Genomic DNA, 19,110 nt, shown 5'->3' with positions numbered 1-19,110 from the left:
CGCCCACCGCAGGCGGCTGCCGCCGGCGGTCGCGCGGCACCGGAGCGACGCAGCACTTCCGCGACCCGAACGTTCCCTTCCCCGGAGGCCCCCTCCCGTGACCGACGCACTCCCCACCCTCATCTCGCGCAACCCGGCCGACCCGGCCGACGTGCTCCTGCGGATCCCCGCCCCGGGCGCCTTCGCGGCCGTCGACACCGTCGAACGGGCCCGCGTCGCGCAGCCCGGCTGGCTGCGGGCCGGAGCCGCCGCACGCTCGGCCGCCCTGGGCGCGGTCGCCACCGCCGTCGAGGCCGCGGCCGACGAACTGGCCGGGCTCGCCGTGCGCGAGGTGGGCAAGCCGCTCTCCGAGGCCAGGGCGGAGGTGGCCCGCACCGCCGCGATCTGGCGCTACTACGCCCAGGCCCCCTTCGCGCCCACCGGCTCCGTCCACGAGACCTCGGCGGGCGCCGGCCTGCTGCTGACCCGGCGCCGGCCGCACGGCGTGGCGGCGCTCATCACCCCCTGGAACTTCCCCTTCGCCATCCCGACCTGGAAGGCGGCCCCGGCGCTCGCCGCGGGGAACACGGTCGTCCTCAAGCCCGCGCCCGAGGCCACCGCCTGCGCCGAGCGCCTCGGTGAGATCGTGCGACGGGCCGTCCCGGAAGGGGTGTTCACCGTCCTGCCCGGCGGCGCCACCGAAGGCGACGCGCTCGTCTCGGCCGCCGACGTCGTCTCCTTCACCGGCTCCACCCCCGTCGGCCAGGCTGTGGCCAGGGCCGCGGTCGCCCGGGGCATCCCGGCACAGGCCGAGATGGGCGGCCTGAACGCGGCCGTCGTCCTGCCCGACGCGGACATCGAGCAGGCCGCGCACCACATCGCCGCCTCCATCGCGGGATACGCGGGCCAGAAGTGCACCGCCACCAGCCGCGTCATCGCGGTCGGCGCCGCCCTCGAACCGCTGCGCGAGGCCCTCTCCGAAGCCCTGCGGTCCCTCCCGGTCGGCGATCCGGCCGACCCGGCCACCGTGTGCGGGCCGCTCATCCACGAGGGCGCCCGCGACGGGGTGCTCGACGCCTGCCGGGGGCTCGTCACGCTCGCCGGCGGCACCGCCCTTGACGGGCGGGGCTGGTACGCGGCCCCGACCCTGGTCGAGAAGGTGTCTCCCGGCCACCGGCTGCTGCGCGAGGAGGTCTTCGGCCCGATCGCCTCCCTCCTCCCCGCCGACGACCTCGCCCACGCCGTCCGGATCACCAACTCCGTCCCGTACGGCCTGGTGACCTCGGTCCACACGGCCGACCTGAACACCGCCCTGCACGGTCTCGACCGGCTCGACACCGGGATGATCCGGGTCAACGCCCCCTCCACCGGCGTCGACTTCCACCTGCCCTTCGGCGGGTCGAAGGCCTCCGGCCACGGGCCGCGCGAGCAGGGCACGGCGGCCCTGGAGTTCTACACCTCCGGCCGGACGTACACCCTGGCCCCGGCGGGCTGACCCCCGACGGGCTGACCCCCTACGGGGCGACCTCCGGGGCCGGGGAGGCCCCACCGCACGTCGCCCGCTGGTACAGCGCCTTCAGGGCGCCGTCGATGGGGTGGGGCTGCGGCTTCCCCGAGGCGTCCGGCCTGTTCCACCTGATGAGGTTGACCGCCACGGACATCTGCCGCTTGCCGTCGGCGCGCGTCAGGGACATCGTCCCGGCTCCCCAGACGGTGCCGTCGTGACCCCAGAAGGTGCCGCAGGGGGTCTCGACCTTGTGCAGCCCGAGCCCGTACTGGATCAGAGATCCGTCCAGGGCACGGGTCGGGACCGTGCGCTGCATCTCCGCCAGCGACGACCGGCTGACGATCCGGCCGTCGAGCAGCAGGGCGTAGAAGCGGTTGAGGTCCTCCATGGTCGACACCAGGGCGGCGGCCGGCCCCACCCAGGACATGTCGTAGACGCTGTAGTCGCGCGGCGGGTCGATCAGACCGTAGAACGCCTCGTACAGGCGGGAATGCGGCCCCTTGACGCGCGTTCCCGTCGGGAACCCGGTGTGCCGGAGTCCCGCGCGCTCGATGACGTTCCGGGTGATGTACCGCTCGGCCGGCATGCCGGTCACGTGCTCCAGGAGTTGGCCCAGGATGAGCCAGTTGGTGTTGGAGTACACGCCCGTGGGGCCACCGGGCTCGCCGACGGGAGGAGCCGAGAGGCCCATCTCGATCAGCTCGGCCGGACGGAACGTCCGGAACCGGTTGTCGTCCAGGCTCCGGGTCGAGACGTCGAGCCGGGAGGGGAAGCCGCGCAGCGAAGGGAAGGCGTACGTGAGGTAGTCGGGGATGCCGCTGGTGTTGTTGAGCAGCATCCGCACGGTGATCCTCCTGCCCCGCTCGCCCGGCACCAGCTGCGGCAGGTAGTCCCCGATCGGCGCGTCGAGCCGGATCCGGCCCTGCTCGACCTGCTGCATCACGGCGGCCGCGGTGAAGGTCTTCGTGACGCTGCCGACGCGGTGGCGCATGTCGGCCGTGACGGGGCGGCCGTTCGTGACGTCGGCGACGCCGGAGGCGCCCCGCCAGGTCCGGCCGTCGTCCCGCACCTCGGCGAACACGCCCGGCACGCCCGCCCGGTGGACGTCGTCCAGGGCGTCCTCCAGCTCCGCGGGATCGAAGCCGGCGGCCGGCCGCGCGCTCCCGGTGGGAACGGTCCCCGCTCCGCCGGGCACGGCGGACGCGGTGACCATGCCCGCGCAGACACCGAGCGCGGCGACACCTCCGCACAGCACCATGCGCATCTTCATGACGATCAGTCCTTTCGTGTACGTGCGCGGAATCCGGGTTCGTGTGCGGGATCCGGCTTCGTACGTGGAATCGGGTTCGTGCGTGGAATCCGGGTTCGCCGGGGAAGGGGAGGGGCCGGCGGTCAGCCGGCGAGGGCGCGGCGCAGAACGGCGCCGAGCTCGGCGTTCTGCCGCTGCGAGACGTCGGCGGAGAGGATCGCCTGCGACCCGTGGAACGTGCCGGGCCACTGGTGGAGTTCGACGGACACGCCCGCCCGGAGCAGACGGACGGCGTATTCGATGTCCTCGTCGCGGTTCGGGCAGAACTCGGCGGAGGCGACGTAGGCCGGCGGAAGGCCGGACAGATCGGTGGCCCGCGAGGGGGCGGCGTACGGCGTGGCGGGCCGGCCGCCCAGGTAGTGGCCCCACGCGGCGATCGCCTTGTCCCGGTGGAACCAGGGCGTGTCCGTGAAGTTCCGGGCCGACCAGGTCTCCAGCCGGTCGTCGAGCCCCGCCTGGTTGAGCAGCTGGAAGCGGATCGGCGGCCCCTGCTCGTCGCGCGCCCGCAGCGCCACCGCGGCCGCGAGCCCGCCGCCGGCGCTGTGGCCCCCGACCGCGATCCGCGCGGGGTCGACGCCGAGTTCGGCCGCGTGCTCGGCCGTCCAGGTCAGGACGGCGTAGGCGTCGTCCAGGGCGGCGGGAAACGGGTGTTCGGGGGCCAGCCGGTAGCCGACCGAGAGCACCACGGCGCCGGAGGTCTCCGCGATGCGGGTGGCCCACGGGTGCTCGGTGTCCACGTTCCCCATGACGAACCCGCCGCCGTGCAGCCAGATCACGGCCCCCCGCGCGCCGCGCGGCCGGTAGATCCGCACCGCCACGTCCGGGTCGGCCGGCACGAGCCGGTCCTCGACCTCCATCTCCGGGGTGTCGGGCGTCGGCACGGCGGCCGCCAGTCCGGCGAAGTACGTGCGGGCGGCGACCGGATCGGCCAGGTCGGTCCGGGGGAAGAACGGGATGAACGCTTCGAGTTCGGGATCCATGACGACCATCCTCCGGCCCGGCCCCCGGGGGATCATCCGCCATCCGTCGCGCGTCCCGTGCCGATCACGCGCCGAACGGCGCACGCCCCGCCCCGGACCTTCTGTCATCCTTCTGCCATGGAGGCACTGGCCGTACGGCTGTCGGGACTCGATCCGTACGTCGACGGCGCGATGCGCATCGTCGCGTTCTACGACACCCTCATGCGCCGCCGGGTCGACCTCCCGGCCCTCGCCCGCGCCTCGGCGGGCCTGGCCGAGTGCGTCGCCGGGATACGGCTCCACGGCACCGGCGGATCCACCCGCGTCTCGCCCCACGGCACCCAGGCGTCCACCCCGCCGGCGCCCGCGTCCGGCGAGGCGCCGATCGTCCTCGACGACGAGGAGATCGGCACGGTCTGGCTGGAGCGACCCGGTCCGCCCAACCCGCTGGACGAGGTCCTCCTCGACCGCTTCGCCCTCGCCGTCGCGGCCGCCGCCGAACGCTACGGGCCCGCCCGCACCACCATGGCCGACCCCGCCCTCGTCGAACTGGCCATCAGCTCCGACAGCGACGACGCCGCCCGCGCCCGGGCGCTGCGCCTCCTGGGTTTCGCCCCCGGCCTTCCCGTCCGCGTCGTCGCCGTCCGCACGAGCCTTCCGCTCGACCGCGTCGGTGCCCTGGTCTGCCCGGGCCGCCCGGTGAAGGCGGCCCCGCTCGCCGACGCGGGCGTCATCCTGGCCACCGGCCTGGACCGTACGGGTTTTCCTGCGGGCGTACGGGCGGGCATCGGCGCCGCCGAGAGCCCCGACCGCTCCTGGCGCCAGGCCCGTACGGCCCTCCGCTTCACCACCCCGCGCGAACCCGTCGTCGACCACGGCGACCTGGGCGCGCTGGCCCTCCTGGCGGACATCCCCGAGGACGCCGTACGGGACAACCCCGACGTGGCCGCGATCGACCGCCTCTCCCCGGAGGACCTGGAGACCCTGGACACCTACTGCGCCACCGCCTCCGTCCGCCGCGCGGCCGAGCTCCTCCACCTCCACCACAGCAGCATCGCCCGCCGCCTGGACCACATCGGCAAGGCCCTCTCCCTGGACCTCACCGCCCCCACGGGCCTGACCCGCGCCCGACTCGCCCTCACCACCTGGCGACTGCTCCACGGCGAGCCCTCCCGATGACGGCCCGACGGCCCCTCGCCCACGACGAGTTCGTCGCGCTCGCCTCCGCGGACGCGGCCGTCGTCGGCCTGGTCCTCAAGGGGTCCCGGGCCCACGAGGGCATGGCCACCGAGCACTCCGACCACGACCTCTACGTCGTCCTCGCCGAAGGCGTACCGACGGAGCTGACGAGGTTCGCGGGGCACCGCACCCGCGAGCTCGACCTCGTCCTCCTCACCCTCGACCGGTTCCGGTCCGTCGGCATGCCGGGCTTCGAACGCTACGCGCTCGCCCGCGCCCGGGTCGTGCTCGACCGGCTCGACGGGGAGATCGCCCGGATCCTGGCGGCCAAGGCCCGCCTGACCGCCGAGGAGGCCTCCCGCGCCGCCGCCGGGTGGCTCGACGCCTACGTCAACTCCCTCTACCGCTCGCTGAAGAACGACAGGGACGGCCACGCCCTCGCGGCCCGGCTCGACGCCACCGACAGCCTCGGCCACCTGCTCGAACTCCTCTTCGCGCTCGACCGCCGCCCCCGTCCCTACAACAAGTACCTGGAGTGGGAGCTCGACCGGTATCCGCTGCCCGGCTGGGACACCGGCGCGCTGCTCGACGCCCTGGGCCGCATCTCGGCATCGGGCGACGTCGCCGTCCAGCGCCGGGTCTTCGCCCGGGTCGAGGCGGCGGCGCGGCACCGCGGGTTCGGCGCGGTGCTCGACGCGTGGGGCGACGACCTGGAGCTGATGCGCGGGCGGTAGGCGGACGGGGGCCGCCGGACCTCAGGCTCCCGCCAGCTCGGCGTTCGCGCGCTCCGTGAGCAGGGTCAGCACGCGGCCCGTGACCGCCAGGTCCTCCGCCGGGATGCCGGCGTACAGCCGGGCGGAGATCCCGGCGGTCTCGACGGCGGTGGTCTCGTACAGCTCCCGCCCGGCGTCCGTGAGGCGCAGCCGGGAGGCCCGGGCCGGGTCCTGCTCCAGCAGCCTCGCGGCCGTCAGCTCGTCGATCACGCCGTGCACGACCGCCGGGTCGGACTTCAGCGAGCCGACGACGTCGGTGACCAGCGCGTCGTGCTCGACGGGGCCGTCCGCGACCGTGGCGGCCCGGAGGGTCACGCTCTGCTCGAACGTGAGGCCGTGTCGGGTCAGCACGCCTTCCAGGAGGGCGCGTGCGGAGTAGTGCGCCAGGGCGATGACGCGGCCGTTGGTGGTGGGTGCGGTGGTGGTCATGACTGCTCCTCGTCGTTCTCGGTGTACGGATCAAGAGGTGCTTCGAGCAGGGTCACCAGCTCTCGGGTGAACTCCCGTGCGCGCGGGCTGTTCCGGCCTCCGAGCGGCTCCAGCATCTGGTCCAGGAGGCCCTGGACCACCTTGACGGCGCGGCGCGTGACGTCGTACCCCTGCTCGGTGAGCGACAGCCGCATGGCGCGCGGGTCGTCCGGGTCCCGGGTGCGCTCGACGAGTCCGGCCGTCTCCAGCGCTCGGGCGAGCTTGGAGACGTACAGCGCTTCGAGTCCGGTGTGGTCGGCGAGCTGCCGCTGGCTCGGCTGCCGACCGGAGCGGGCCATGCCGTGCAGGGAACCCAACAGTGCGTACTGGGCATGGGTCAGGCCCAGCGGCGTGACCGCCCGGTCGACGGCCACGCGCCACTTCATGGACAGGCGCCAGACCAGGAAACCCGCTGTGGCGCTCTCGGTTGCTGAACTCACGAGAGATACCGTACATGGCTACTATGTCCATGGCTACTGTTTTCGGGATCGCACCCGGACCGCACCCGGATCGCGTCCGGCCGGCCCGGGGTGGGGAGAGCCGGGAGGCGCGGTGCCGCCCCGGCCCCCCGCCCCCGTCAGGACGGAAAGGCGCCGAGCTGGCGGAGCTGGGCGAGGACGTCCACGATGCCCCGGATCTCGGCGATCCGGCCGTCCACGAAACGGAGGACGAAGATCTCGCCGTACGTGACGCGCTTCCCGGTGGGCCGCAGGCCCCGGTACTCGCCCAGGTGGGTGCCGGTCACCGTGTTCCGGGAGACGACCTTGTCGCCCTCCGCGACCGTCTCCTCGACGGTGACGTGGATGTCGGGGAACGCGCGCAGGAGCACCTCCCACACCCGCTTCATGGCCTCCGCGCCGGTCCCGCCCATCGGCACCGGCGCGTGGAAGACCACGTCCGGCGCGGTGAGCTCGTCGACGGCCCGCGCGACGAGGGCCGGGTCGCCGCTGTTGGTGGCGGAGTGGAAGCGGTGGAGCGCGGCGAGGTTGCGGGTCGCCTCGGCTGTCGTCATGGGGCTTCTCCTTCTGTTCCGGATCGGTGGGTCCCGGCGGTACGACGACAGGACGACGCGGCGGCCGGAAACGTGACACGGCCCGGACCGGCGCGGGGGCGAATGCGTCGGTTCCGGCGAACGCGCCCGGTGGTCCGGAATGCGGATCGGCGGTAAAGCGCGGGAAAAGTCCTCCCGGGTGCGCTGCGGTTCCCGTACGAAGCGTTTCGGCCGTCTTGACGCGTCCTTGACGCTCCTCCCCCTCGTCCGGGCGTGTCGGAACAACGGATTCCGCAGGAGGCAGGCCATTGACCTGCGGTTCCGCTCACGCTTCCATTCAGCTCGGGAGCCCATGGAACCACCTGATCACCAGCCGCCTCGGAGGCGATACCGCTCCCGCTCGAACCCCGCTCACATCGATCGGAACCGCCTGATGACCGACACCCTCAGCGCGCCGCACGCGTTGGCCCCTCAGACCGAACCCGTGCCGCAGAAGCTCAAGCGTTCCATCGGTGTCGTGGGCGGCACCCTGCTCACGCTGTCGTGCGTGACGCCCGCCTCCACCCTCTTCGTGGTCGTACCCGACCTCTTCGACGGGGTCGGCACCTACGCCGCCCTGACCATCGCCATCGGCTCGCTGCTCTGTATCGGCGTGGCGTTCTGTTACTCCGAGCTCGGGACCCTGATCCCCAGCGCGGGCGGCGAGTACGCCATCGTCTCCACCCTCTCGGGCCGCCTGGCGGGCTGGCTGGTGTTCGTCCTGTCCCTGCTGGTCGTGATGATCGTGCCACCGGTGATCGCCATGGGGACCGCCGACTACCTCGCGCCCCTGGTGCACATCCCGGCCCCGATCGCCGGCGCCGGCGTCATGCTCCTCGCGACCCTCGCGGGCCTCCTCGACCTGCGCGCCAACGCCTGGATCACCGGCATCTTCCTCGTCCTCGAGGTGATCGCGGCCGGCATCGTCGCGATCCTCGGCTTCGCCCACTCCGAGCGGGGCGTCGGCGCCCTGCTCCACGGCGAGGTCGCGCCCGCCGGCGGCTCGCACTCGCTCGTCACCGGCGCCATGGTGGTCTCCGGCCTCGCCATCGCCCTCTTCATCACCCAGGGCTTCTCGACGGCCGTCTACCTCTCCGAGGAGCTGGAGAACCCGCGCAAGTCCGTGGCCCGCACCGTGCTCGCCACCCTCGCCATCTCGACCGCCGTCATCCTGGTGCCCGTCGTCGCCATCACCCTCGGCGCCGGCGACCTGGAGACCCTCACCGGCGGTGACATCAGCGGCATGATCGAGGCCTGGTCCAACTCCGCCGTCGGCACCTTCATCAGCCTCTGCGTCGCGCTGGCCATCATCAACGCCGGCATCGTCATGGTCATCCAGAACTCCCGCGTGCTGTTCGCCTCCGCCCGTGACAAGGCCTGGCCGGAGCCCGTCAACAACGCCCTGTCCCGTCTGGGCCGCTTCGGCTCCCCGTGGGTGGCCACCCTGCTCGTGGGCGTGCCGGGCGCGGCCCTGTGCTTCGTCAACCTCGACACCCTCTACGGCGTCACCGGCGTCTCCGTCACCGGCATGTACCTGCTCGTGGCCGTGGCGGCGCTGTTCAGCCGCCGGGGCGCGCACCGCGAGGTCGCGGCGTGGCGCATGCCGCTGTGGCCGGCCGTCCCGGTGGTCCTCATCGGCGTCATGGCGTACATCCTGTACATGCAGGACGTCGAGTACCTGCTGTGGACCGGTGGCATCACGGCGGTGGCCACCCTCTACTGGGCGCTGTACCTGCGGCCGCGCAAGGAGACCCGCTGGCTGGTCAGCATCCCGGAGGACGAGCAGGTCTGACCCTGCCGACCCGACATCCCGCCCGAAGGGCCGGGGCGCGAAGAGCGCGCCCCGGCCCTTCGGCGTCGGCGGGTACGACGATCACTCCGTACGGGGGGTGGTCCCCACCTCCCGCGTGTCGTGCCGGGCGGCGCGGCCGGCGGAAACGTATCTGTGCATGCATGACCACCGACATGGAACACCTGTTGAACGTACGCCTGTGCGAGCGCTTCGGTGACGCGGCCGACTGGGCCGAGGTCACGTCCCTGACCGCCTCCCTCCTCCGGGTCGTCGTCACGGCGCTCGGTCCCGAGGATGCCGTGGCCTTCCTGACGGCGGCGCGGCGCGCCCTCGACGAGGAGGAATCCCGGGCAGGAACGATTCACCTGGGCTTCGGCGCCCACCTCTGGACCCATCTCGAAGACGTCTCCTGGGGTGCGTCGGCCCTGGCCAGGACATCGTCCTGGGACGCGATGCTGACCATGCACCGCCTTTCCGTGCTGGCCCCCGACCCGGGCCTCGGCGCCCACCTCGACAGCGCCCTGGAAGCCTGCCGCCTCCGGCTCGTGCCGGCCGCCGCCGGCTTCTGACCGGCCCCCGTGAACGGCCGGGCGCGAAGGCGCGTCCCCGCGCAACGCCCGGCCGCCCGGAGGCACTCGCGGTCGTCCGCACCGAGCGGGCGGGGGAGGAGGGTCGGGATCGACCAATCGCCCGCTCTCCGATCGAAATTCGATCATTCGACGAGAACGCATTGACTCGATCAGCCGCCACACCTAGCTTCTGGCCGCACCCGACCGCCAGAAAGGTTGTTGCGCCATGACCCTCAGAGCTCTGCCCGCGCGGCGGACGACGTTCCGCGCGCTCGTCGCCGCCGCCCTCGTGCTCGGCGGGACCACCGCCCTCACCGGCGCGCCCGCCGAGGCCGCGGGGAGCGTCACCCACGTGGACTGCTCCCGGGCGACTCCCGGGGACGGCAGCCAGGCGGCGCCGTTCAACAGCATCGGACAGGCCAACGCGAAGACGTACGGCCCCGGCGACACGCTCGCCTTCGCCGCCGGCACCACGTGCACCGGCGCCCTCGCCCCCCAGGGCAGCGGCACCGCCGCCGCGCCCGTCGAGCTCACCGGTTACGGAACCGGCGCCCTGCCCGTGATCGACGGCGGCGGCGCCCCGAACGCGATCTCCCTCACCAACCAGGACCACTGGCGGATCAGCGGCCTCGCGATCACCAACCCCGCCGCCGGTCTCGCCCGCCGCACCGGCCTGCGGATCTCCGCCACCGACGGAACGGCGCACCACGGCTTCGACATCGGCAACCTCGTCATCGACCGGGTGGCCGGCCAGACGAACAAGAACAGCCCCACCACCGAGGACTACGTCCAGTCCGCCGGCATCGTCACGGGCGCGAGCGGCACGAACTCGACCCTCAACGACGTCCACGTCCACGACAACCGGATCAGCAACACCGGCGGCGGCGGCCTCAAGATCCGCGTCGGCGCCATGGCCGTCAAGGGCACCGGCGTACTGATCGAGAACAACGTCGTCAAGGACGTCGGCGGCGACGGCATCATCGCCAGCTACGCCGAGGCCCCCATGATCCAGTACAACAACGCCTCCGGCGTCGGCAACGGCGTCTACCCCTTCTCCGGCGGCAACTTCGCCGGCATCTGGGTGCTCGGCGACCACGATCCGACCATCCAGAAGAACGCCGTGTACGGCATCACGCGGATGTCCGTGGCCGACAGCCAGGCCTTCGACTGCGACTGGGGCAACACCGGCACCTGCACGATCCAGTACAACTTCAGCCGCGACAACATCGGCGGCTTCTTCCTCGACTGCGACGGCTGCGGCACCATCGGCGGCGCCCGGCAGGTCATCCGCTACAACATCTCCGAGAACGACTGCCGCATGAGCAGCGTCAGCGCCGGACGCTCCGCGCTGCACCTCTACAACAACGTCCTCTACTGCACGGACAGGAAGTTCAGCATCACGCTCCCCGACGAGAGCGTCGTCGAGAACAACATCTGGGTGGGGACCGGCGACTCCCGGCTGCCCACCGGGGCCGGGATCTCCTGGCTGTGGAACGTCTTCCAGGGCGTGCCCCGGCCCACCGCCAACGGCATCGCCGGCGACCCCCAGTTCGTGAACCCGGGCACCGGCGGCGACACGATCCACTCCGTCGACGGCTACAAGCTGCGCGCCACGTCCCCCGCCCTGAACAACGGCTCCGTGATCAGCGGGAACGGGGGCCGCGACTACTGGGCGAACCCGGTGAGCGCGACCACGAAGCCGCACCGCGGGGCGTACAACGGGCCGGGGCTCTGAAGCGTCGTCCGAGGCGAGACGGCCTGCGACATGCCGCTTTAGGCCTAATCGCCCGGTTGCGGGGCGTCCGGCGGTCACCCTGAGCCTGTCGACCAGCGTGGGCTGTCGGGGCGGCAGCCGGCAGCCCGGTCCGGCGGCCCGGAGAGGAAAAAGACCATGGCTCTGAGCCGCCGCCAGTTCGTCGCCTACGCCCTCGCCTCGGGAGTGGCGCTCGACATCGGCGACGTCGTCGTCTCGCCACCCCCGGCAAGCGCCTACGACGCGCCGCCCCCACCGGCCCTGCTCGCCGGTCAGGCGCTGACGTCGTCGACGGTGCGACTGCTGTGGACCGCGGTCGCGGGCGCCGAGTCCTACCGGGTCTACCGGGACGACCAACTGATCGCCGAGCAGCCGGGCACCCTCCTGGAGGACAACGGCCTGGCGGCGACGACGACCTACCGCTACGAGGTCACCGCCGTGGCAGGCGGGCTCGAATCGGTGCGCTCGGCCCCCGTCGTCGTGGTCACCCAGCGGCCGGACCCCGCGACGCCGCCGTCCGCGCCGACCAACCTCAAGGCGAGTTCGATCACGTCGTCGAGCGTGAAGCTCAGCTGGACCAAGTCCACGACCGTCGCCAAGGTCACCGGCTACCGGATCCTCCGCGGCCCCGTCGGGGCCCCGCTCCAGGACCTGGTCCAGATCGCGACGACCGACGCCACCACCAGCTACACCGCGAGCAAGCTCTTCGCCAACCGCGCCTACCAGTTCGCGGTGCGCGCCGTCGACGTCGCCGGGCACGTCGGGCCGGCCGCCACCATCGCCGTCACGACCAGCGCCTCGAGCGACACGAGCGCCCCTTCGGCCGTGTCCAGCAGCAGCGTGGCGGTGCGGCGGTACTCCGCCACCCGGCTCGACGTCACCTGGGGCACGTCGAGCTCCAGCGACGTCGCCGCCTACCAGGTCCACCGCAACAACGTCCTCGTGGCCACGGTGGAAGAGCCGCTGCGCAAGACGTACTCCGACAACGGGCTCACCCCGTCGACCTCGTACACGTACCGGATCGCGGCGGTCGACTCCGCCGGCAACGTCTCGGCGCTCACGACCGGCAGGACGCTGTCCACCCCGGCGGCCGGGACCGTCCTGGTCACCCGCGGCCCCTACGTCGTCCAGACCGACCGGACGAGCGCGCGCGTGCTGTGGTGGACCAACCTTCCGACGCCGAGCGCCGTCGACTACGGGATCGGATCGTTCACCGCCAGTGTCTCCGACCCCACCCCGCGGCTGCAGCACGCCATGCTCCTCGGCGGACTGCAGCCGGGAACCGAGTACGCCTACCAGGTGCGGTCCGGCAACGCCACGCTCGCGGGCAACCGCTTCACCACCGCACCCCTGCCGGGCGCGACCTTCGCCTTCGCGGCGGTCGGCGACTACGGGGGCGGCTCGGCGCAGGAGGCGAGCATCGCGAACCTGATCGCCGCGTCAACGGCCCAATTCGTGCAGACCCTCGGCGACAACGTGTACCCGGACGCCCAGGACCCGGACCCGGAGCACTTCTACTCCGACTTCGACAACCGCTTCTACAAGCAGTACGGCCCGGCCATCCGCACCCGGACGCTCTATCCGGCGAACGGGAACAAGGACTACTACGGCGACGGCGCGACGGCACGGAACCTGTGGTCCCCGAACAACCAGCGCTGGTACAGCTACGAGTGGGGCGACCTCCACGTCCTCGTCGTCGACAGCGAGCAGCCCCTGGGAGCCGGCTCCCCGCAGCGCGCCTTCGTGACCGCCGACCTCGCCGCCGCGACCACGGCGTGGAAGGTCTGCGTCGTGCACCGCCCGCCCTACAGCTCGACGACCGCCACCTCCAGTTCGACGACGGTCCTGGCCGATCTCGTGCCGCTCCTGGAGCAGTACCAGGTCACGCTCTGCCTCTCCGGCAACTCCCACAATTATGAACGGAGTCATCCGCTGCGCGGGGGCGCGATCGACCCGACGGGAGTGACGTACGTCGTCTCCGGCGGCGGTGGCAACGGGCTCAACACGTTCCAGGCGAGCCAGCCGTTCTGGAGCGCGTACAGGGAGGCGCGTTACGAGTACGTGCGGTGCTCGGTCTCCCCGACCCAGCTCGTGCTCAACGCGTACAGCGACACCGGGGCACTCTTCGACACCATGACCTGGACCCGGTGAACCGGTCGGCGGGACGCGCCCCTTCGCGCGCGCACGGAGACTGAGAGCGCCCCGGGCGCCGCTCACGGCGCCGCGTGGTAGTACCGGGTACAGGCGAGGACCATCCCGTCGTCGGCGATCGTGAAGAGGTCGACGAAGCGCAGCTCCTGACCGCCGGTGCCCGGCCCCACGCGGCGTCCCGTCGCCACCACGCTGCGGTCCTGGCCCACGACCCGGTCGATCTCGTAGCGGGCCCGCGACGGACCGCGCCCGAAAGGGCTGTGCAGGACGGCCGTACGGCCACGGACCGGAGGCAGCCCCGGCAGTTCGAGGACCACGCCGTCGTGCAGCAGGGAGGCGCACGAGTCCAGGTCACCGGCGGCCAGGTAGTCGTAGACCAGGCGGACGTGGTCGATTCCGGCGGCCGTGACCAGGTCGGCCGGTCCCGGCAACCCGGTGCTCGTGTCATCTTGGCGGTTCAACGGCTGAGCCCCTTTCACTCACGGCCAGGATTCTGGGGGGAGCCGCCAACTCCACGTTATCCCCCCTCTATCTCCGACCGGGATCTTCACGGCATGGACAGGGCGGGGGTGGTTGTGGAGACTGTCCTCACTCGGACCTGACGTGTCAACTCGTTTCTTTGGTGGGGGAATCGGTGACGGACGACATCGGGGACAGATCCCAGGAACTCCCGGACATGTCGCCCCTCGCCTTCCGGGTCCTGGGGCCGCTCCAGGTCCACGGCCCCGACGGGCCGCTGCGGCTCCCGCCCGGCCGCCAGGAGGTGATCCTCGCGGCGCTGCTCCTGGAGACGAACCGGGTGGTCAGCACCAACCACCTGGTGGACCTCATCTGGGAGGACAACCCGCCGGAGACCGCCCGCACCCAGGTGCAGATCTGCGTGTCGCGGCTGCGCAAACTCCTCGCCGGCGCGGACGGCGAGGTCTCGATCACGACCCGGCCCCCGGGATACGTGCTGCACACCGACGCGGGCAACGTGGACGCCGCGCTCTTCACCGACCTCGTCTTACGGGCCCGCCGGCTGCGCGAGCACGGTGAACTCGACCGGGCCGTACGGCTGCTGAGGGACGCGGTGACGCTGTGGCAGGGCGACTGCCTGTCCGGCCTCGACAGCGGCCCGCTGGCCAACAAGGCGCGCCAGCTCAACGAGGAACGCCTGACCGCCGTCGAACTCCGCATCCAACTGGAGCTCGAACTCGGACGGTACGACGGACTCGTGGGTGAACTGCAGCGGCTCACCTGTGAACACCCGCTGCGGGAGAAGCTGCGCGGTCAGCTGATCCAGGCCCTGTACTGGTCGGGGCGGCAGGCCGAGGCGCTGGAGGCCTTCCGCACCGCCCGGCGGTTCCTCGCCGAGGAACTCGGACTCGAACCCAGCCGGGAGCTCAGGGAACTGGAGTCGGCGATCCTCGCCGGCCGGCTCCCCGCACCCGCCGCGCCCGCTCCCGTACGCGTACCGGCGGACAGGGCCGGGGAGGAGACGGCGGGAGCGGAGCCCGAGGAGGCGCCCGAACCGACCGCCGCCCCGCCGTCCCCGGAAGCCCTGAGGCAGGACGCCGTACCGCACCAGCTTCCCGCCGCCGTCGCCGACTTCGTGTCCGACGCCGGCCGGCTCGCCGCCCTGGAGGAAGCGCTGACCGGACGGCCGGGCCGCACCACCGTGGGACTCGCCGCGATCACGGGCAAGCCCGGCACCGGCAAGTCGACCCTCGCCGTGCACGTCGCCCACATGCTCTCCGAGACCGGCTTCCCCGACGGCCAGCTCTACTGCGACCTGCGCGGGACGACCGGCACCCCGGCCACCCCCGAGGAGGTCCTGGGCCGGTTCCTGCGCGCCCTCGGCATCCCCGGCCAGCTGATCCCGGAGTCCCTGGACGAGCGCGCCGAGATGTACCGCACCCGACTGGCCTCCCGCCGCGTCCTGGTCGTCCTCGACGACGCCGCCGGCGAGGGCCAGGTGCTGCCGCTGCTGCCCGGCAGCCGGGGCTGCGCCGTCCTCGTCACCGGCCGGGCCCGCCTCACCGCGCTGCCCGGCGCGCACCGGGTGGAACTCGACGTGCTCGCCGAGGACCAGGCGCTCGAACTGCTGTCCAGGATCGTCGGCCGTGAACGGGTCGCGGGCGAGGCCGCGGCCGCGGAGGCCCTGGTCCGCACCGTCGGACGGCTCCCGCTGGCCCTGCGGATCGTCGCCGCCCGGCTCGCGGCCCGCCCGCACTGGACCCTGGCGTCCATGGTGCAGCGGCTCGCCAACGAACGGCACCGCCTCGACGAACTGGCCCACGGCGAGATGACGATGCGCGCCAGCCTGTCGCTGACCTACGAGGGCCTGGCGCCCGAGGACCGCCGGCTCCTTCGGCTCCTGAGCATGGCGCAGGCACCGACCCTGCCGAGCTGGCTCGCGGGCGCGCTGCTCGACGACCGCCGACCCTTCCCCTCGGACCTGATGGAACCCCTGGTCGACGTGCAGATGCTGGACGTCGCCGGAGTGGAGCGGACCGGCGGCTTCCGGTACCGCTTCCACGAGATCATCCGCGTGTACGCACGGGAACAACTGGCGGCCCACCACACGCCCGAGGCACGACAGGAGGCGCTCGCCCGGATGGCGGGCGGCTGGATGCACCTCGCCCAGCAGGCCCACCGCAAGGTGTACGGCGGGGACTTCACCGTCCTGCACGGCGACGCGCCCCGCTGGGAACCCCCCGCCTCCTACACGGACGAGGTGCTCGCCGACCCGCTGGCCTGGCTCGACGCCGAACAGGCCTCCCTGTGCGGAATGGTCGAACACACCGCGGACGCCGGTCTCCACGACCTCAGCTGGGACCTCGCGACCTCCCTCGTCACGCTCTTCGAGGTGCGCGGCCACTACGACCTGTGGGAACAGACCCACCTGAGCGCGCTGGCCGCCGTCCGCAAGGCGGGAAACCTGCGGGGGACCGCCGCGATACGGGCCTCGCTCGGCTCGCTCTACATGAGCCGCAACCAGTTCGACACGGCCCGGCAGGCGCTGAACTCGGCACTCGACGTCTTCCAGGCGCTCGACGAACCGATGGGCGAGGCGCTGTGCCGGCGCGACATGGCGCTCATCGCCCGCACGAGCGGCGACGACACCGCGGCCCTGGAGCTGTACCGGCGGTCCCTGGCCGACTTCGACCGGGCGGGCGACGTGGTGGGCCGCGCGATCGTCCTGACCCAGAGCGCGCACATCCGGATGCGGCAGGGCGAGATCACGGAGGCACAGAACCAGCTGGACGAGGCGCTGGACATCTACGAAGGGGTCGGCTACACCGGCGGCCGGGCGAGGACACTGCGGCGCGTCGGACAACTGCTGCTCGAACAGGGCCGGAGCGACCTGGCGGTCCTGACCTTCACGGAGGTGCTGGAGCTCTGCCGGGATTCCGGCGACGTCATCGGGGAGGGCCATCTCCTCCGCGACCTGGGACACGCCTTCGTCATCATGGGCCGTCCCGACCGGGCCAGGGACTTCTACGACCGTGCGGTGACCGCGCGGGAGGGGGTCATGGATTTCAGCGGTGGCGCCCTGGCGCGCCTTGACCTCGCCCGTCTCCTCGACGCGGAGCCCGGACGTTCCCGGGAACTGCTCGTCCCTGCGGTCGAGGTGTTCCGCGAGCGGCGGATGGGGCGGGAACTCGCCGAGGCGGAGAGGCTGCTCGCGAGCGGCTGCTGAACGCGCGGGCCTCCCGGACGGGGATCAGTCCCAGGGGTTGTTGTCGGTGCTGCACGTGGTGACGGGGCCGGTGGCGGTGACCGTCGTCGTGCAGACCGGGGTGGTGGCGTCGGTGGTGCCCGTGGTCCCGTCGGCCCAGCTCGCCTGGACGCCCGCCCCCGTCAGGATCACGATCAGCGCGGCGGTGACGGCGGCGCGGACGGAGTTGCGGGCGGCGGTGGCGGTGTAGGACATCGGATCCTGCCTCTCGGTGGTGTGCGGCGCTTCCTCGTGACCACCACGTTAGGAACACCCGGATTCACGGCACCGCCCGCTGCCTTATCACCCCGCTATCACGGAACGGCGCCCCGCCCGCACCGCTATCACGGGGCCCCGGACCGCTATCACCACCCCGTCGCCCGCCCTTAGTGCCGGGATGCCCCCTGAATAGTCGCGTCCGGACGATGGATCCCAGCAGACGGCGAGGCGAAGCCCCGGCCGGCGGCCCGACCGGGCGCCGACGGAAGGCCCGCCCCAACTCGACGAGCGGGAGCTTCTCATGACGACCGGTCTCTCCCCCGAGGACACCGTGACGGCCACCGCCGCACTCGGCACCCTCATACGCGGCCATCGGCTTCGCATCGGCCTGACCCAGCAGGAGCTGGCGGACCTCTCCACCATCAGCGTCCGCGCCATCCGCGACCTGGAGAAGGGGAAGGCACAGCGGCCGAGAGCCGACACGATCCGGCTGATCGCCGACGGCCTGCGCCTGGGCCCCCGCGCCCGCACGGCCCTGGAGGACGCGGTGCGGCGCGGACACGGACACCGGGGCGGCGTCGGACCCGGTGACCTCGCCGCCGAGCGCCCGGCCCCGCCCGTACCGCTGCACCCGCTGATCGAGAGAGCCGCCGAAACCACCGTCCTCACCGAGGAACTGCGCTCCGGAACCGAACGCCTGATCACCGTCGTCGGACTGAGCGGCGTCGGCAAGACGAGACTGGCCCTGGAGGCGGCGGCCCGGCTGCACGACGCCGGCTTCCCGGTGCTGTGGCACACCGCCCCCGGGGCGGTCGCCGACTGCCTGCCGGCCTGCGACGGCCGGCTCGCCGCCCTGACGGCCGACTGCGCCGCCTTCCTCCACGGCGACGGGCAGGCCGACGACCTGGCCCCCGACCTGGCCGGCGTGCTCGGCGACCGCCCGGTGCTCCTCGTCCTCGACGGCGTCGACACCGCACTCCTCGACTTCCACCGCCTGAGCCGGCTCCTGCGCGAGCTGCCCGGACTCCGCCTCCTCGTCACCGCCGACGAACCCTGGAACGTCCCCGGCGAACGCCTCTTCCTCCTCTCCCCGCTGGAGGCACCGGACCCCTCCGACGGCATCCGCCCCGACGCGCCCGCCGCACGCTTCTTCCTCAGCCGCCTCCGCCACGTCCGCCCCGACATCGTTCCCGACGAACGCGTCCTCGCCGACATCGCCTGGGTCAGCCACCGCCTCGACGGCCACCCGCTCGCGCTCGCCGCCGCGGCCTCCTGGCTCACCGTCTGCGACCTGACCACGCTGCGCGGCATCGTCGAGTCCGATCCGGCGCCCCTCCTCGACCACCTCGCCGACGGCCGGTCCGGCTCCCGCCTGCGCGAGCGCGTCGCCCGCACGCTCGCCGCGCTCCCCGACGGCCACCGGCGGCTGATCGGCGCGCTGTGCGCCGCGAACGAGGACGCGTTCGTGCTGGAGGACGTCGTCCGGCTGACCGACATGCCCCTGCCGCACTGCGGCCGCATGGTCCGCGACCTACTGGTCAGCGGCGTGATCCGGTCCGGCACGGACGGCGGCCGCTCCGCGTTCCGCGTGCTGGGCGTGGTGCGCGCCCTCGCGGCGGACACGACTGCCGGAACCGCTGCCGCCTGACTGCCGCTCCACCGCCGAACCGCTGGCGTACCGCCGGAGCAACTGCCGCTCCCCGCCCCGGCCCACGGGTT

The 19,110-nt window shown here is 72.8% G+C and carries 16 protein-coding genes; 9 read left to right on the top strand and 7 right to left on the bottom strand.

Annotated elements, in window-relative coordinates; genetic code table 11:
- The first annotated feature begins 97 nt into the window (after positions 1–97).
- Entirely contained in the window at positions 98–1,474 is a 1,377-nt protein-coding gene (locus ACIGW4_RS16470) for an aldehyde dehydrogenase family protein (RefSeq protein WP_399581092.1), read from the top strand.
- A gap of 19 nt (positions 1,475–1,493) precedes the next feature.
- On the opposite strand, the gene ACIGW4_RS16465 is transcribed toward ACIGW4_RS16470, so the two are convergent.
- Together ACIGW4_RS16465 and ACIGW4_RS16460 are read right to left on the bottom strand one after the other, a co-directional pair.
- Positions 1,494–2,750 carry a serine hydrolase domain-containing protein gene (locus ACIGW4_RS16465; protein ID WP_398709998.1) on the bottom strand — a complete coding sequence of 419 codons (1,257 nt, stop codon included), beginning with the start codon at positions 2,748–2,750 and terminating at the stop codon, positions 1,494–1,496.
- A gap of 128 nt (positions 2,751–2,878) precedes the next feature.
- Entirely contained in the window at positions 2,879–3,775 is an 897-nt protein-coding gene (locus tag ACIGW4_RS16460; RefSeq protein WP_399581091.1) for an alpha/beta hydrolase, read from the bottom strand.
- Between the two features lie 117 nt (positions 3,776–3,892).
- Here ACIGW4_RS16460 and ACIGW4_RS16455 point away from each other — a divergent pair, with 117 nt between their 5' ends.
- A complete protein-coding gene (locus ACIGW4_RS16455) occupies positions 3,893–4,933 on the top strand; it encodes a PucR family transcriptional regulator (protein WP_399581089.1) in 1,041 nt (346 codons plus the stop codon).
- On the top strand, positions 4,930–5,667 hold the full coding sequence (locus ACIGW4_RS16450) for a hypothetical protein (protein ID WP_399581086.1): 738 nt from the start codon (positions 4,930–4,932) through the stop codon (positions 5,665–5,667). Before ACIGW4_RS16455 ends, ACIGW4_RS16450 begins: the two co-directional genes overlap by 4 nt.
- A 21-nt stretch (positions 5,668–5,688) precedes the next feature.
- Here the strand turns inward: ACIGW4_RS16450 and ACIGW4_RS16445 are convergent, their stop codons facing one another.
- From ACIGW4_RS16445 to ACIGW4_RS16435, 3 genes are all read right to left on the bottom strand, one after another.
- Positions 5,689–6,135 (bottom strand): MarR family winged helix-turn-helix transcriptional regulator, encoded by a 447-nt coding sequence (locus ACIGW4_RS16445; RefSeq protein WP_399581084.1) that lies wholly within the window; start codon positions 6,133–6,135, stop codon positions 5,689–5,691.
- On the bottom strand, positions 6,132–6,614 hold the full coding sequence (locus tag ACIGW4_RS16440; protein WP_359589644.1) for a MarR family transcriptional regulator: 483 nt from the start codon (positions 6,612–6,614) through the stop codon (positions 6,132–6,134). Before ACIGW4_RS16440 ends, ACIGW4_RS16445 begins: the two co-directional genes overlap by 4 nt.
- Before the next feature lie 137 nt (positions 6,615–6,751).
- Positions 6,752–7,186 (bottom strand): ester cyclase, encoded by a 435-nt coding sequence (locus ACIGW4_RS16435; RefSeq protein WP_399581082.1) that lies wholly within the window; start codon positions 7,184–7,186, stop codon positions 6,752–6,754.
- Positions 7,187–7,598: 412 nt separating this feature from the next.
- Here ACIGW4_RS16435 and ACIGW4_RS16430 point away from each other — a divergent pair, with 412 nt between their 5' ends.
- The 4 genes from ACIGW4_RS16430 to ACIGW4_RS16415 all read left to right on the top strand — a co-directional run bounded on the left by ACIGW4_RS16430 (position 7,599) and on the right by ACIGW4_RS16415 (position 13,469).
- The gene (locus ACIGW4_RS16430) at positions 7,599–8,996 is read left to right on the top strand and encodes an APC family permease (protein WP_123458304.1); all 1,398 of its coding nucleotides are present in this window, start codon (positions 7,599–7,601) and stop codon (positions 8,994–8,996) included.
- Between the two features lie 161 nt (positions 8,997–9,157).
- Positions 9,158–9,565, top strand: a complete 408-nt coding sequence (locus tag ACIGW4_RS16425; protein WP_398709791.1) for a hypothetical protein — start codon at positions 9,158–9,160, stop codon at positions 9,563–9,565.
- Positions 9,566–9,791: 226 nt separating this feature from the next.
- Positions 9,792–11,300, top strand: a complete 1,509-nt coding sequence (locus tag ACIGW4_RS16420) for a right-handed parallel beta-helix repeat-containing protein (RefSeq protein WP_399581078.1) — start codon at positions 9,792–9,794, stop codon at positions 11,298–11,300.
- 156 nt (positions 11,301–11,456) lie between these two features.
- Positions 11,457–13,469 (top strand): fibronectin type III domain-containing protein, encoded by a 2,013-nt coding sequence (locus ACIGW4_RS16415; protein WP_399581076.1) that lies wholly within the window; start codon positions 11,457–11,459, stop codon positions 13,467–13,469.
- Between the two features lie 62 nt (positions 13,470–13,531).
- Here the strand turns inward: ACIGW4_RS16415 and ACIGW4_RS16410 are convergent, their stop codons facing one another.
- Positions 13,532–13,930: a nuclear transport factor 2 family protein gene (locus tag ACIGW4_RS16410; protein WP_123458300.1), complete on the bottom strand. Its 399-nt coding sequence runs from the start codon at positions 13,928–13,930 to the stop codon at positions 13,532–13,534.
- Positions 13,931–14,145: 215 nt separating this feature from the next.
- Here ACIGW4_RS16410 and ACIGW4_RS16405 point away from each other — a divergent pair, with 215 nt between their 5' ends.
- Positions 14,146–17,154: an AfsR/SARP family transcriptional regulator gene (locus ACIGW4_RS16405; RefSeq protein WP_398709784.1), complete on the top strand. Its 3,009-nt coding sequence runs from the start codon at positions 14,146–14,148 to the stop codon at positions 17,152–17,154.
- A 24-nt stretch (positions 17,155–17,178) separates the two neighbouring features.
- On the opposite strand, the gene ACIGW4_RS16400 is transcribed toward ACIGW4_RS16405, so the two are convergent.
- The gene (locus ACIGW4_RS16400) at positions 17,179–17,388 is read right to left on the bottom strand and encodes a hypothetical protein (protein ID WP_123458298.1); all 210 of its coding nucleotides are present in this window, start codon (positions 17,386–17,388) and stop codon (positions 17,179–17,181) included.
- A 304-nt stretch (positions 17,389–17,692) separates the two neighbouring features.
- Here ACIGW4_RS16400 and ACIGW4_RS16395 point away from each other — a divergent pair, with 304 nt between their 5' ends.
- Entirely contained in the window at positions 17,693–19,039 is a 1,347-nt protein-coding gene (locus tag ACIGW4_RS16395; RefSeq protein WP_359589649.1) for a helix-turn-helix domain-containing protein, read from the top strand.
- Positions 19,040–19,110 lie beyond the last annotated feature (71 nt).

The sequence above is a fragment of the Streptomyces sp. NPDC053513 genome, assembly GCF_044544765.1.
Classification (GTDB): domain Bacteria; phylum Actinomycetota; class Actinomycetes; order Streptomycetales; family Streptomycetaceae; genus Streptomyces; species Streptomyces litmocidini.
Note: the sequence above shows the minus strand (reverse complement) of the source record. Positions and strands in the feature narration are given on the sequence as shown.

Bases quoted from the DNA above. Each gene is read 5' to 3' on its own strand.
- ACIGW4_RS16465 (WP_398709998.1), bottom strand. From the start codon at position 2,750: ATGCGCATGGTGCTGTGCGGAGGTGTCGCCGCGCTCGGTGTCTGCGCG.
- ACIGW4_RS16460 (WP_399581091.1), bottom strand. From the start codon at position 3,775: ATGGATCCCGAACTCGAAGCGTTCATCCCGTTCTTCCCCCGGACCGAC.
- ACIGW4_RS16455 (WP_399581089.1), top strand. From the start codon at position 3,893: ATGGAGGCACTGGCCGTACGGCTGTCGGGACTCGATCCGTACGTCGAC.
- ACIGW4_RS16450 (WP_399581086.1), top strand. From the start codon at position 4,930: ATGACGGCCCGACGGCCCCTCGCCCACGACGAGTTCGTCGCGCTCGCC.
- ACIGW4_RS16445 (WP_399581084.1), bottom strand. From the start codon at position 6,135: ATGACCACCACCGCACCCACCACCAACGGCCGCGTCATCGCCCTGGCG.
- ACIGW4_RS16435 (WP_399581082.1), bottom strand. From the start codon at position 7,186: ATGACGACAGCCGAGGCGACCCGCAACCTCGCCGCGCTCCACCGCTTC.
- ACIGW4_RS16430 (WP_123458304.1), top strand. From the start codon at position 7,599: ATGACCGACACCCTCAGCGCGCCGCACGCGTTGGCCCCTCAGACCGAA.
- ACIGW4_RS16425 (WP_398709791.1), top strand. From the start codon at position 9,158: ATGACCACCGACATGGAACACCTGTTGAACGTACGCCTGTGCGAGCGC.
- ACIGW4_RS16420 (WP_399581078.1), top strand. From the start codon at position 9,792: ATGACCCTCAGAGCTCTGCCCGCGCGGCGGACGACGTTCCGCGCGCTC.
- ACIGW4_RS16415 (WP_399581076.1), top strand. From the start codon at position 11,457: ATGGCTCTGAGCCGCCGCCAGTTCGTCGCCTACGCCCTCGCCTCGGGA.
- ACIGW4_RS16405 (WP_398709784.1), top strand. From the start codon at position 14,146: ATGTCGCCCCTCGCCTTCCGGGTCCTGGGGCCGCTCCAGGTCCACGGC.
- ACIGW4_RS16400 (WP_123458298.1), bottom strand. From the start codon at position 17,388: ATGTCCTACACCGCCACCGCCGCCCGCAACTCCGTCCGCGCCGCCGTC.
- ACIGW4_RS16395 (WP_359589649.1), top strand. From the start codon at position 17,693: ATGACGACCGGTCTCTCCCCCGAGGACACCGTGACGGCCACCGCCGCA.